This is a genomic window from Limosilactobacillus sp. DJ3M12, assembly GCF_947381695.1.
GTDB classification, from domain to species: Bacteria; Bacillota; Bacilli; order Lactobacillales; family Lactobacillaceae; genus Limosilactobacillus; species Limosilactobacillus kinnaridis.
In genome coordinates this window covers 1-13,919 of record NZ_CANCWY010000030.1, presented here as the reverse complement: position 1 = coordinate 13,919, position 13,919 = coordinate 1, and the positions used below count along the sequence as shown (strand labels likewise).

Sequence of the window (13,919 nt, the reverse complement as noted above, 5' to 3'; positions counted from 1 at the left end):
CGTTCTCATAAAGTCGAAACTCGCCAGGAATTCGGCCACTTTGAAGCTGATACCGTACTTTCTGGCAAACGTAAAGGCCAAGCTGTGGCTACTTTTGTGGAGCGTAAGAGTCGCCTGACAATTGTTAAACGGCTCCATGGTCGCGACAGTCAGTCCATGACTCAAGCCGTGCTTGAACTAGCTAGTCAACTTCAAGACAAGCTCAAGACGCTTACCGTAGATCATGGTAAAGAGTTCGCTAACTACCAGGCAATTGAGCAGCGAACTGATACTCCGGTTTATTTTGCTCATGCTTATTCACCACATGAACGCGGCAGTAATGAGAACCGTAACCGAGTTTTACGACGCTTTATTCCCAAAGGCCAAGCCATTGAAGAGTTAAGCGATCACAAGCTGATTCAAATTAATTGGTATTTGAATTCCCGGCCACTTAAATGTCTTAATTGGCATACACCAATCGAGATCTTCCTGCTTAATCTACGTCACTAAATTCGTTCAAGTTATTTCTTGCAATCTGCCATTTTTAAATCCACCAAATTTTATTTGTAGGTGTCCAGTAATACCACCACAAGCTAAAAGTATTCACTGGCCATTACCTGATCCGGCATAAGCAAAAGGCACACATGAACAAAAAATGATTGTGTTTCGACAAACGCGCGATGAAACTAAAAAAACGTATTGCCCAATTAGTTAAGGGGTTATTTTTAATAAATAACCCCTAAAGAATGTTGCTATGGCAAGCCCCTGTATTCTATAATCAGAATATAGGGGCTTTTAATTTATATATACAAAAAGTAGTCCCTAAATAAGGAGCAATTAATCATGAAACAACTCGTTTTACCCATCAAAGATTCCAATATCCTGCATGAAGTCGAAGATACTCTCCTACATAATTTTAAAGCTGGCCGCCGAAATTACACAATTTTCCAAGTTGGCAAGGCAACGTTACTCCGAGTGTCCGATTTATTAGCTCTCAGACGCAATGAAATCTTCAATAACGATGGGACTATCGCTAAAAATGCTTATATTCGGGATAAAAAGACCGGAAAGCCCAATACTTTGTACCTAAAACCAGTTAAACAAGACCTAAAAGACTATTTTCAGTGGCTAAACCAACAAAATCTCCACTCAGATTGGCTTTTTCCATCGACTAAACACCCCGATCGGCACATCACTGAAAAACAGTTTTACAAAATCATGGCTAAAACTGGCGATTTACTTGGGATTAACTACCTCGGTACTCACACAATGAGAAAAACTGGGGCTTACCGGGTCTACACACAAACTCATTACAATATCGGTTTAGTGATGTCGCTGCTTAATCATTCCTCAGAAGCCATGACCTTAAAATATTTAGGTCTGGATCAAGTCAGCCGAGAACAAATGCTCGATGAAGTTAAGTTCGATTAAGCACTCCCCCCCAAAAAATTCACTCGTTAATCAGGTTAGGTTTAGTCATAAACCGTTCTGATTAACGAGTCCAGCAAGCGAAGCACGGTAGTTGTTCTAGATAGCATATATTGATAATTGATACAATATATGCTATCATTAGGGCATGGAAGATTTAGAATTTGAATTTTATACTCGCCCTAATGGCCATACTGAATTTGCAGAATATTTAGATAGTCTTGACGTTAAAGCTAAAGCAAAGTTATTAGCACGGATTAACATGGTCGCAACTTATGGACTTAGTGCTGGAATTCAACATAACTGGGTTAAGCCACTGGAGAAGAACCTCTATGAAATTCGCTCTCGGGTTAGTAATAATCAACAACGTGGCCTTTATTTTCACGTTGATGGCGTTCACTACGTTATTACCCATGGCTTTACTAAGAAAACCCAGAAAACACCGCCACGAGAAATTAATCATGCTAAGAAATTACGTGACGAATACTTTGCCAACCGAAAGGAGCAATAATTATGAGCAACATTAATTTTAAAGACTACTTAAATGAACAATTAAAGGATCCGGCATTTAAAAAGGAATTTGAAAACGAAACAACTAAGTTAGAGAGTGCCATTGCATTAACTAAGGTTAGAAAAGAATCAGGCCTTTCTCAACGAGATCTAGCTACTGTTTCTGATGTTCCTCAATCAACAATTGCACGAATTGAAAGCGGCGCTAACACCAGTATTGATACTTTAACCAAAATTGCTAACGCTTTGGGCAAGAGATTGACTGTTAACTTCTCATAATAGTTAATCTAATTACTTAATAGAAAGAAGTTTTTATCATGATGTCCCCTAAATCAATTGCCCGTTGGCAAGAACTTAAAGCCAAAAAACTGAGTGGTCGTACTGTTCCTGAAGATATGGAGTATAAGAAGCTCCAGATGAAACATAACGCTGATGTTTTAGCCTTAAACGAACTAAAATGGAAAGCGGAATTGGCCGAAGCTATGCTAACTTCGGCCAGCAATAATGATGACTTAATGCAACGCTTAAACAGCATTATTGATTTGCAAATTGGTGATGATCAAAAGCCATTTGCGAAAAAAGATTTGCATGATTTTGTGACTGCATTTGTGGCTAAAATAAAACAAGAGCAGCAGGAACAAAGTCATGCAAAACCATTGGGAAAGAATCCATTACATGATAATGAATTTCCCAATGGGAACAATCCAGATTAACTAAATGTTAAAGCTGGATTGTAAAAAATTCCCTTTGCCAAAAGGCATTGGGAATTTTTTATTTTCGCGTTACCTTTTAATGAAAAAGGTAACATTTACTTTTTGAATGTAATCTCAAAAAGTAAATAAATAGTTATTAGGAAATGTGTTCCTAATGCCCTCAGCAGAGCGACCGGCAAAATGGATTACTCCATTTTGACTAGGGAGCTAGTAAGTTGGATAAACTATCCAACATTATTTCATACGAAACTGCTATAATATACTTAGTAATAAGTACGAGCAGGTGATGGAAGATGTCAATTAAATGTACGGTAACTACTGACTTGCAGGCAAAAGATACTAATGGATATTCTGGTATGCAGAAGCATGTCGAACACGATAGTAGCATTAATCATTCCAATAAGGACATCGTTTTCGATGAAACACAGTTTAACATATACGGTGAATCCCAAAAGATCCGCGATGATTTAACACAGTGGAATCAAGAACACTTTCAGGAATACGTTGATGAACATGATCAACACCAACGTGAAAAGAATCATCCAGAACGTCAATACGGAAGCGTTAAAAATTATCTGAGTGGTAAAAAGAAAACCACTGCGATCTTAACGATTGGCAATATGGAAGTTCAAAGTGAACTAATGAAAAAATTTTGTCCGGCTTCTTCATACTCTGAAGAGCAGTTACCTGATGGTTCAACGCACTTAGTTTTTAAGTTGAAAGACAATAATGGCAAGCCAATTTCGGATAACATTACAGTCGCCAAAAAATTTTATGATTGCTTCAATCGGGCATTGATTCACGCCACTAACAATAACGTTGGCTGGACACTTAAAGATAATTCACGAGTTAATGTTGGTGACTACTTACACCGTGGACGCTACGCCACCAATAATGATGAGATGGGAATCTCTCACATTCATTATGAATTAGCTACCTTTGGCATGACGAGAGGCGGTAAAAAGCGGGCTGCTCACGCTACTAATTCCTTAAATCAAGCACTAGTCAGTCTACATCAAGCGGTAACAGGTAAAGTTTGTTCTGGCCGTGACGCTACAAAATGGTTCCGGGCCAACATGGACCAGTTTGCCTTGAAATGCTTGGAAAATGAACTACACAAGACCTACAAGGTCCTTCAAAATAAAAAAATCCTCGATTTTGAGCGCAAAACCAAGGAAGATAAGACCATTCAAACCGGGCTTTCCATGGAACAATTGAAAGCTCAACATCAAGAAATCGCAGACCACCAAAAAGCAGTTAAGTCATTACAAGACCAAGCTGAGAACTTAACTAGCCAAAATAATGACGTCCAATCACAAGTATCAACCGTCACTCAGAACCTAAAGAACATCTACGAGGCTACCACAGGCCAGCAAGCGGTCGATAAAGACGGTAACGACCTTTCACCCCTAGAAATGGCAAACGGCATTACAAAGGCTGCTAGAGGCTCTCGGGAGGCTAAGCAACAAGCCGAGACCGATGCCCAAGCTGCCGAAGAAAAACAAAAAGCCACCGAAGAGCAGCAGAAGCAACAAGAACAACAACTGACTCAACAACGGCAGCAATTACAAAATCTGCAAAACCAGATTAATGACGCTGACGAACAAATCAAACAGCATAAACTCCAACGTATCAAAGCCGCTCAACAAGAAATTGACCGAAACGACTTAGCCGATGCCAATAATCAACCAATTACCGTAACAGAAAACAATGTAACCCAAATCGAACAGGAACTAGACGAGTGGCGTCAAGAACAACGGACTAATTGGGAAACAGACAAACAAAATTATCACGATGAACTTAATAACATAACAAAAGAGTTAACCAGCAAACGCACCGAAAAAGCCGATTTAACAAATACCAACCAGCAATTAAGCAACCAAAATCAACAACTCCAAAACGATAATCAAATCATGCAAAAACAAATTAACGGCTACAAAAACCAACTAGTTGATACCATTGCCGAGAACGCACCTGAACACAAAGTAGAATCATCATTACTAAAACCCAATGAAACAGCTCAACCGGTTATTTCCGACACTGGACGTCAACAACACCTACGCCAGACCCTAAAATACCTCATGGACACCACAACCAAAGTTCTCCAAAAGATTAAAACCGAAGCCACAAACTTTATTAACCAAATCACACAAACATTAACCCAGCCAACTCAAAATCAGCAAAGTAATCCAGCTCCACAACACAGCGCCTATTTAGACCCATCAAGCATTGAAAGATCCGATAAACCATTTGACCACCGTAAAGAACTAAAACTAATGAATGACCCAGCTATCAAATTAAAAAAAGCAATTCTACTTGCTACTAACGAACAATTACAACAGACTAATCAACAACTTAAAAACAATATTACAAAACAACTTAATCAAGATAATGATTTACAACGTTAAAACTATAATTTTGGAGGTATGAGTTTATTTTTTCAATTTGCTAAGGTCATACATTAAGTAAATACATTATTATTACATTTAATATACATTAGAAGGGGGCAAAATCCTTTAATATCAAGGGGTTCAGCGGAGATAAATACCATTTTAGTACGTCATTGATACCATTTTAGTACGTCATTGATACCATTTTAGTACGTCATTGATACCATTTTAGTACGTCATTGATACCATAGATTGCATAAATATTGTAGAAATGATATTCTTAAAATATGATATATTTGGGGGAAGAATTATGGCTGTCGTTCAGAACAAGAAAATGGATAAAACCATTAGTAACTTACTTAGTCGCCAAAATTATTTAGTTACGCAAGCTAATGATTTGGCACGCTCATTTGGTAATCTAACAACTTTTGAACATAAGGTGCTGGACTATTGCTTTAGCTTCGTGAAAGCCGAGGATACCAGTGATCAGACATACATTGTCCAAATGATTGATATTATACGTCATCTGGGGTTGAACAGTTCTGGGAAAAATTACCAGCGGGTCGGCGAAGCATTTCGAGCATTAAACACTAAAACAGCCATTTATCTTCGGACGTACAAAAATGGTATGAATGGAATTTTGATGACTTCGCTCTTTGATTACATTGAAATTGTTGAGGACGGGAAGATTGAATTTCAGTTCAGCAAGAAGGTTGCCCCATTTGTTTTCGAACTAAAGCAAAATTACTACTCGTTTAAGCTCTCGGAATTGGCAACTGTCCGTTCTAAGTATACGCTGACTTTACTTAAGCTTTGGAATGCGAACTCGATGGGGAAACTTCAAAAAGCGACCATTAGGGGAAGCATGGAAGAATGGCAAAGCTGGTTCCTTGGAACGGATAATGATGGAAAGCCGCGAAAATGGAGTGCTGGCCGCTTTCGGCAACGGGTTCTAGGTGTCAGCTTAAAGGAACTTGGAGAGCTTTACCCAAAGACAATATTTTATCTTACGACGGAAAAAAAAGGACGGAAGGTTGTCGGCTATACACTCGACATTACTCCCGTCAAAACAACACTTCAAATTTAACAACTTACTAAAAGATATGCCACCACGGTTTGCGAGTGGCTTTTTTTTGGTCTGTAGGGCCATCTGCAGGCGTTTGCTGATCAATCGATGAATTAGTAATATCAGATGATTCGCCGTCCACTACGGGCTTGTTAGTGTCTCCTGTGAGGGCTTTAACCTGTTTCTCTAGTCCAAGATGCAACTTTTGCGCTTGATCAGCTAGTTGGTGGGCGGCTGCGATTTGATCATCCTTGACTTTCAATTGGTCTGTCAGGATGTCATTATCGTGGACGAGTTGTTCGTTGGCTTTCTTAAGCTGCTGAACCTGTTCGCGAAGTAACTCAACGATTTCATCGTGCCGTTCAGCTTTGTGATTGGTAAATTTTTCTTTTTCTTCTTTCCCTTTCCCACTTACGTAGTGAGAAACCACAAATTCCTTATCTTTCAAGGAATAGAACTTCTTCCCTCGTTTCTCTGTCTTTACTGGACGTAAGTTATTGGCTTCAGCAAATTTATCAAAAGTTGAACGCGCTATACCCGCTTCTCTTATGATCTCATTGATAGTATATAGTCTTTCTTCCGCCATATTTCCGACCTTCTTCCGACCATTGAAAACGGTGTAACTTTCCTATCACCATTGTAGCATACCTAATTCCGTCATAAAGAATGGAAATACGACGTAAAGATAACATTTGTAATATGCTTGCTTCCCCACTGCCCGCCTTTCAAGCCTTTAACTGCAAAAAATTCACTATTTAGGTTTACATCTAAGTTTGAGCAACCTATCATATAGATAAATATCTATGTGAGAAGGAATGTAAGTGGATTATCAAAAGCTAGCAAGTTTGTTAAAAGTCGTTGCAGAATCAAATCGGTTACAAATCCTTGAAATGCTTTCCTGTGGAGAGATGTGTGCCTGTGATATTCTTAAAAATTTTGATTTCACCCAGCCCACCCTTTCTCACCATATGAAAGTATTAGAGAAAGAGGAGCTAGTCCGCGTGACTAAGAAGGGCAAGTGGCACCATTATTCTTTAAATCAAGACACAGCTGCGCTACTTATTAATGGGCTGTCTAAGACCTTATCTAATGTAAGCACACCATAACGACACGTATTGAAAAAGGCGGTCGTGATCCTCAAGCTTGGATCACGATCGCCCTACTTATTGGTGACAATTCTCTTGAATTACTTTTGCCCATGGCAAATAAGCCTCAAGACTTACCGTCTTGCGGTTGGGTAGCTCCTCAAATAAATATTTGAAGTAGCGATAAGGATTTAACTGATTCATTTTAGCCGTTGCTACTAAAGTATAGAAAACCGCATTAGCTTCAGCTCCCGCGGTACTTTTCGCAAATAAACAATTCTTGCGAATTAAAGTCGATGGGCGGATTGTTTGTTCAACCGCATTATTACTTAGTGGCACTTGACCATTCTCAAAAATACGATATACACGTTGGCGAAGCCTTTGCGCATTCTCAATTGCTTTTCGTAGTTTACCCATTGGGTGCTCAATCTTCACTAGATAATCATAGAATTGATCAAGCAGTGGTTTTATCTTCTCCTTTCGCAAGGCCAACTTTTCCTTTGAACTTTGGTATTTTAGGCCGTTTTCCGTATGGAAAACGTGACTTAATAGCTCAATTGCCCGCCATGCCTTTGTCTGGCGGCGTTGATTTGGTTTTAAAAGTTTGGTAATTCGAATAAATTCACGGCGAATATGGACCAAACAAGAACCGAATTTTGCTCGAGGATAAAGGCGATTGCTGTAACCATTATAGCCATCGCACATAATAATCCCCGGGTAATTCTCGCCTAAGATTTTCCCAACCATTTGTCCCGATCTACTATTCGCATAATGGAAAACACCTATTTGATGGTGACTGAATTCCTTAGTCGTTCTCGTCACCCAGAAATAGCCATTGGCTTTGCGGCTATCAAGGACCTGGAATGGTGTTTCATCCATATGGATTACCGCTTCACATTGAATTAATTTGATAAGGGCCTGGTATAGTGGCTTTAAGTATCGCTGACTAACTTTAATTAGGGCACGGTCTAAGGCTTTATCCTGAACTGGCAAGCCGACGGCGTGCCAAAGTTTCATCTGTCGATGACACGGTAGCGCTAAATTAAATTTGTAATTCGCTACCTGAGCTAAAATACTACTCGATAAATAACTATGATTTAGTAACGCCTTTGGTGTTCCGCTGTTTATTAGGATAGCTTTACCACCAGGATGGAAATTTTCACATTTGTAAGTGGCTTGGTAATAATTCTTACAATAAAGTTCAGCCGGCTTTACACAAACCTCTCGTCGTACTAACTTGGTGCCTACCTTTTTGAGTTCATGATGACAGTTTGGACATGTCTGATCGGATAGCGGTTCGCTTTCATTAACTTGGGGTAAGGAATCAAAAAAAGCGGTCCGTTGCCCACTCTTTTTCCGTTTGGAATGGTGACGCACTGCTTTGATAACTTTTGTTTCAGTAACTTCAGTTACTGAAAGATCAGGTGACTGTAATGACGTTAATTGTTCATCACTAAATAGTGATTCTTGACCACTTACTACCTTTTCAATAACTTCAGTTTTTTTCCCGAAGAGCTGTTCCTTTTGTCCGGCAATGATTTGACGAAGGTAATCAATTTGCTGATTAGCGCTAGCTAATTGCGCCTTTAGCCTCTGATTTTCCTTCTCTAATTCCTTGCTATCCATACTACGTCACCTCCTCACTTGATAAATCTTCAATTATTATATCAAAGCGGAAGGAATTTAAACAGCCCTAATATAGATTACCTGGAATAGCACGGTGAATTTGCGGTGTCGGAAATGGATTGAGTCCCTTAAGCAGATTTGCTAGTTGTCGCTTATTAAGTAATTTGATCTCTTTACTACTTTTGGGCCATTTTAAATGACCATTCTCAAAGCGTTTATAAAGAAGAATAAATCCTTCGCCGTCCCAAAAGAGTGCTTTAAAGCGATCATTGCGACTTCCACAAAATAGAAATAAAGAATTACTATACAATTCTAAGCCATAGTTCTCGGCGATCACCATGGCTAGACCATCGATTCCTTTGCGAAGGTCAGTCTTACCGCAAACCAAATAGACTTTATCAGGAGCTTGCCAATTAACGAGCATAGCGGACCATTACTTTAGCTAGTTCAACCGCTAGGTTGGAACTAGCACCTTTAAAAATAACTAATTTAATCCCAGCTTTTTCCATTTGAGCTGCGACATGCGGTTGCCGTTGACTTTGGCCATGTGAAATTGGCTTGGTTGAAAATTTTGAAGCTACAATGTCATGCTTTTCTTCCATAAAGAAGACCTCCTTACTGATGATTTCAGTATAGGAGGTCCTGCTGACAATTTATAGACGTGTCGTTATGGTGTGCTTACGTAGCAGTCTATTTGAGGAATGAATATTATAGTCATATTTGAGTGACGCGTAAGCACAAAGAGGGCTCCAGCGTTCGGATTTTCCGAACACTAGAGTCCTCTTTGTGTACTGATCTGTAGCATTTTCAACTATGTAGGGGATTTATGTCACGGCCCCTCACTGCTAACTCTTTTTTGCCCTATCAAGGATGCAAATTACCAGCTCCTGATAATGGTTCCTAATGTTTAACGGTTAGATAAACTTTACCATCTTCAACCTTAACCGGGTATGTTGGAACACGGAGGTGCTTATCTAAAATTTGCGGGTCAACGTTAATTCCACCATCGGTCATTACCCCGGTTGTCGCGTTAAACCGTTCGTTTCGTTTAGCGCAGACTACATCAGTCCCGCAAACCCAACCATCTGACAGAGGAAAGCCACAGCCGGGACAAACATTACCAATCGCTAATACCTGGTTATCATCGGTACGAATCACGTCAATAGTCTCATCACCATTAATAACCTTGAACCCCATTCCTTTAGGGAGGTCTGCTAAGTTACGAATAAATACAGTCCTGCTCATCATTCGTCACCCTCCTTCTTTTGAACAAGGGTAATATCCTTGGAAGTAAAGAGGTCATTAACCATTTGCTTACTCTCATAAGCATCTTGCCAGACACCCTTGTGGAGGTGTTGCTCGCGGTAAGCTGACCGCGCATCAATATCCCGATTATATAATGCTTGCCGTTTTTCGTCATCATTCAAAATTCCAATGACCGTATCCCAGCCTTCACGATCGAGTGCTTGCCATGTTCGTTCGCCATAGTGACCGTTTTCACGGAACCACTGCTGCCAAGCACCAAAATACTCTAGCACTTCATCTTCTGTTTTGACAGTTGCTACTTCTTTACCAGTATGGACAGTCGTCCCGTTATTACCACCAATATAAATCCGGTATTGACCACCATAACCAATTACACCAAAGTCTTTCGTCAGTGATTCTGCACAACTCCGTGGGCAGCCTGATACCCCTAGTTTCAACTTCTTTGGCGAATCGATCTCCTTAAACTCATCTTCAATCCGTTGTGCTAAATGTGCACAATCAATCGTCCCAAAACGGCACCAATCTTTTGATACACACGCCTTGGTCTCACGCAATGATTGCTCATACCCTTCAGACGATTCCATTCCGCCAAGGTCATGAAGATCCTTCCAAATGGCGGGTAAGTCTTCACGTTTAACGCCATACATCCCCAACCGTTGCGATGTGACAACTTTCACCATTGGGACGTGGTACTTCTTTGCAACCTTCCCAAATGCAATTAGCTGGTCAGCAGTAGTCGCCCCCCCGGTCATTCGTGGAACAACAGAGTAGGTACCATCCTTTTGAATGTTAGCAAGGTATCGTTCATTGGCCCACCGTGAAGGTTTTTCATCCTTATGTTCATGAGGGAAGCAAACACTTAGATAAAGATTTAAGGCTGGCCGACATTTATTACAGCCGCCCTTCCGTTTCCAATGTAAGCCTTCCATCACTTGTTGACTAGTGGTCCAATGATTCTTCTTGATAGCAGCCATAATCTCGTCATGGCCAAGATCAGTGCAAGAACACAGAGTATCTTTATCAGCCTGTGCTTTATCCCCTAGCTCTGCTTTTAAAATTGCAGAGATTATCGGCTTACACTTACCACAAGAGGTTCCAGCCCGAGTTGCTTTACCAACTTCTGCAACCGATGATAAGTTCTTATCGTGAATTGCTTTAATAATTTGTCCTTTAGTTATGTTGTTACAGCCACAAACAATATCATTATCATCCATTTCATCAGCAATATTGGATGTATTGTTAACGGCTACGCCCCGCTTTACTAGCACGGAAAATGGGGTTAACTGATCAACTGGTTTGTGCTTCTTTATCATCAAGAAGTCACGGTTACTATCAGTTACGTCACCATAAAGGATTACCCCCACGACTTCATCATCTTTATTGACAAAGACCCGCTCGTAATTACGGTTAACATCGTCTAATGCTTTAATTGAATTATTATCTTCGCCATGGTTATTAATCTGACCAGCAGAAAAGAGGTCGATTCCGGGAACTTTTAGCTGCATTGATGACAATTCTGGACGGTACTTTTGTGCCTTATCTCCAGTAAGAACTTTGGCAACAATTCCTGCCTGCTGATAACATGGAGCAACGATTCCAATTGTTTGACCATTCCATTCTGCACATTCACCAATTGCGTAAATATTTGTATCACTTGTCTGCAAGTAATCAGTTACCTTAATTCCATGATCACAATCCAGACCAGCCTGTTTAGCAATGTCAATATTTGGCCGAATACCAAGGCACATTACTACAAGGTCAGCGGAGAGTTCTTCACCATCCTTGGTCTTAACACCGGTAACCGATGTTGAACCAGCAATAGAAGTTACGCTGGTACTTAACCTGAAACTAATCCCCTGGTCTTCTAAGTCCTTTCTCAGTAACTTGCTAGCAGCCTTGTCAAGGGCATTCGGCATTAAGTGGTCAGCTAGTTCGACGACCGTTACTGCCATTCCCTGATGCTTTAATCCGGCGGCAGCCTCTAGTCCTTCCATCCCGCCACCAATTATTACCGCGTTACCACCGTGCTTAGCAACGGTTTCCATTTGTTTTCCATCGGCAATCGTCCTAAAAGCTAAAACATTAGTTAAGTTACTGCCGGGAACTGGGAGAATAAACGGGTGAGATCCGGTAGCAATAACTAACTTATCATAACCAAATTTTTTACCACTTTGCGTTTGGACAGCTTTTTGACGACGATTAATGCTTGCGACAGGATCATCCTTAATAAATTCAACCTGGTGCTGGCGGTACCATTCATCAGAGTTAGTGATAATTTCATTCCACGCCATTTGACCTTCAAGGACTTCTGATAACTGAATTCGGTTATATCCAGGATATGGTTCTGCACCAATAATTGTAATTTGATATCGCTGGTCACCACTTCTGAGCAGTTCCTCAACCAACCGGTTCCCAGCCATTCCTGCACCGATAACAACTAGTTTCACCATAAACCCACCTTTCATCTTAAACTTCAACTTATATCTCTATTTTTACACCTTGTGAGTATTTTTTCAATGGGCGGGGTGACCTATTATCAAGCAATATTATTAGGATATTACTGTAATGCATAAAAAAATATGTTAACGAATAATATTATAAACGCCTAGTTTGAAAAGCTTTTTACAAGAGGATATACTAAAATTAATATCATTAGGGAGATGACAGAATTATGAAAAAAAATGGTATTATTTATGTTTTTCATGGTGATAAGTTCCCCAATCGTTTCGCTCAGATTCAAAAGTTCGTTAAAAAGTTAGGGAACGACTTCACCTCTAGCCCCCAAAAACTAGCTATTTTGGGTAGTAGCAATTACCCCATCGAAGGACAAATAAAAGACCTTTGTAGTGAAGGAATCAACGACATTATTGTTGTTCCAGTCCTACTTTTTAGTGCTATTCATCTTGAACGTGATATTACAGCACCAATTGAAATGCTAAGCAAGCAGCTCGGATTCAGTTATCGGGTTACCGCCCCATTAGCCACTCAGCCGAGTGTTATCAATTACTTTAAAGAAGCCATCTATGACGTAATTAAAAGGCAGTCATTAGCGACACCCCTAAATGTTCTCGTGATTGCTCATGGGTCCAAACACTCTTCTCGGCCTCAAAAAGCATTGTTAGAGATTAAAAAAGAGCTTCAAACACTTGACCTTAATATTGACCTAGGTGTTAACCATGGTGAACCTGATTTTCATAAACGACTACAACTAATTAATCCCATTAATCCATTATTAATTGTTCCTTATTTCTTAGGTGACGGTAGTAATTCAAAGGGAGTTTGTGATAGTATCATTGTTCAACGTTCTAAGCGTGGTGGCGGTGCGACTTACATGACCGATCCCCTAGAATTTGATGATTCTCTTGTACCGACTATTAACGATATCGTTATGGAGGCAATGAACAGTTTAAATTAAAAAGGAAATGGCTAAGATATGTACCAGTATTTATCAAGTAGCATTGGATAAAAATCACCTATTGCAGGTAATAAACAGCTATGAAGTGACCGTTATTAAGCAGAAGCTTGGCTCCGGTCGCTTTTATTTCTGGAGCTTTTCTATGAGGGGCAAATTGTCAAACTAAGTGCAACGGTTTGTCAAAAAATACTTCATATGGGGTTTCATAGTTTAACACTTTGCGAGGACGTTGATTTAACTGCTTTTGGCAGTGTTCAACGTCCTGTTCTGTATAATTATGGTTCTATGATATTCGGTAAGGATAAGATAATTTCTTATCTTTACCGTTTTTTGTTACTTGCTGTACCATTGATTTAAAAACGGTAGATTGTAAAATTTAAGTTGAACATTTAAGTGGACAGAAAAACCCATCAAGGTCTTTAATGGTGTTACCGTACAATC

The 13,919-nt window shown here is 39.8% G+C and carries 15 protein-coding genes and 1 pseudogene; 9 read left to right on the top strand and 7 right to left on the bottom strand.

Annotation, left to right across the window (positions count from 1 at the left end; genetic code table 11):
• The 7 genes from QOS06_RS09965 to QOS06_RS09935 form a co-directional block, all read left to right on the top strand.
• On the top strand, window positions 1-489 hold a 489-nt coding region (locus QOS06_RS09965), incomplete at its 5' end, for an IS30 family transposase (RefSeq protein WP_283595982.1).
• Window positions 490-822: 333 nt separating this feature from the next.
• Entirely contained in the window at window positions 823-1,410 is a 588-nt protein-coding gene (locus QOS06_RS09960) for a site-specific integrase (RefSeq protein WP_003672620.1), read from the top strand.
• Window positions 1,411-1,555: 145 nt separating this feature from the next.
• Window positions 1,556-1,918 (top strand): type II toxin-antitoxin system RelE/ParE family toxin, encoded by a 363-nt coding sequence (locus tag QOS06_RS09955; protein WP_003672622.1) that lies wholly within the window; start codon window positions 1,556-1,558, stop codon window positions 1,916-1,918.
• A 2-nt stretch (window positions 1,919-1,920) separates the two neighbouring features.
• The gene (locus QOS06_RS09950; protein WP_012390396.1) at window positions 1,921-2,196 is read left to right on the top strand and encodes a helix-turn-helix domain-containing protein; all 276 of its coding nucleotides are present in this window, start codon (window positions 1,921-1,923) and stop codon (window positions 2,194-2,196) included.
• A 38-nt stretch (window positions 2,197-2,234) separates the two neighbouring features.
• Window positions 2,235-2,630 carry a replication protein gene (locus QOS06_RS09945; protein WP_191980691.1) on the top strand — a complete coding sequence of 132 codons (396 nt, stop codon included), beginning with the start codon at window positions 2,235-2,237 and terminating at the stop codon, window positions 2,628-2,630.
• A 293-nt stretch (window positions 2,631-2,923) separates the two neighbouring features.
• On the top strand, window positions 2,924-5,038 hold the full coding sequence (locus QOS06_RS09940) for a replication protein (protein ID WP_283595980.1): 2,115 nt from the start codon (window positions 2,924-2,926) through the stop codon (window positions 5,036-5,038).
• A gap of 292 nt (window positions 5,039-5,330) precedes the next feature.
• A complete protein-coding gene (locus QOS06_RS09935; protein WP_016497327.1) occupies window positions 5,331-6,107 on the top strand; it encodes a replication initiation protein in 777 nt (258 codons plus the stop codon).
• A 7-nt stretch (window positions 6,108-6,114) separates the two neighbouring features.
• On the opposite strand, the gene QOS06_RS09930 is transcribed toward QOS06_RS09935, so the two are convergent.
• A complete protein-coding gene (locus QOS06_RS09930; RefSeq protein WP_016497326.1) occupies window positions 6,115-6,672 on the bottom strand; it encodes a hypothetical protein in 558 nt (185 codons plus the stop codon).
• Between the two features lie 235 nt (window positions 6,673-6,907).
• On the opposite strand from QOS06_RS09930, the gene QOS06_RS09925 reads away from it, so the two are divergent.
• Window positions 6,908-7,192 (top strand): ArsR/SmtB family transcription factor, encoded by a 285-nt coding sequence (locus QOS06_RS09925; protein ID WP_283595978.1) that lies wholly within the window; start codon window positions 6,908-6,910, stop codon window positions 7,190-7,192.
• A gap of 57 nt (window positions 7,193-7,249) precedes the next feature.
• Here the strand turns inward: QOS06_RS09925 and tnpC are convergent, their stop codons facing one another.
• The 5 genes from tnpC to nirB form a co-directional block, all read right to left on the bottom strand.
• Window positions 7,250-8,797: an IS66 family transposase gene (gene tnpC / locus QOS06_RS09920; RefSeq protein WP_283595977.1), complete on the bottom strand. Its 1,548-nt coding sequence runs from the start codon at window positions 8,795-8,797 to the stop codon at window positions 7,250-7,252.
• Between the two features lie 67 nt (window positions 8,798-8,864).
• The gene (tnpB, locus tag QOS06_RS09915) at window positions 8,865-9,221 is read right to left on the bottom strand and encodes an IS66 family insertion sequence element accessory protein TnpB (protein WP_003674477.1); all 357 of its coding nucleotides are present in this window, start codon (window positions 9,219-9,221) and stop codon (window positions 8,865-8,867) included.
• A complete protein-coding gene (locus QOS06_RS09910; RefSeq protein ID WP_003674475.1) occupies window positions 9,211-9,399 on the bottom strand; it encodes a hypothetical protein in 189 nt (62 codons plus the stop codon). Before QOS06_RS09910 ends, tnpB begins: the two co-directional genes overlap by 11 nt.
• A gap of 298 nt (window positions 9,400-9,697) precedes the next feature.
• Window positions 9,698-10,045 (bottom strand): Rieske (2Fe-2S) protein, encoded by a 348-nt coding sequence (locus QOS06_RS09905; protein ID WP_283595974.1) that lies wholly within the window; start codon window positions 10,043-10,045, stop codon window positions 9,698-9,700.
• Window positions 10,042-12,510 carry a nitrite reductase large subunit NirB gene (nirB, locus tag QOS06_RS09900; protein WP_283595973.1) on the bottom strand — a complete coding sequence of 823 codons (2,469 nt, stop codon included), beginning with the start codon at window positions 12,508-12,510 and terminating at the stop codon, window positions 10,042-10,044. The genes QOS06_RS09905 and nirB overlap by 4 nt, the downstream gene beginning before the upstream one ends.
• Window positions 12,511-12,734: 224 nt before the next feature.
• Here nirB and QOS06_RS09895 point away from each other — a divergent pair, with 224 nt between their 5' ends.
• Complete coding sequence (locus QOS06_RS09895; protein ID WP_283595972.1) at window positions 12,735-13,478, top strand: sirohydrochlorin chelatase; 744 nt, start codon at window positions 12,735-12,737, stop codon at window positions 13,476-13,478.
• A 157-nt stretch (window positions 13,479-13,635) separates the two neighbouring features.
• Here the strand turns inward: QOS06_RS09895 and QOS06_RS09890 are convergent.
• Window positions 13,636-13,755 (bottom strand): annotated as a pseudogene (locus QOS06_RS09890) (IS30 family transposase); the annotation flags it as partial.
• Between the last annotated feature and the right edge of the window lie 164 nt (window positions 13,756-13,919).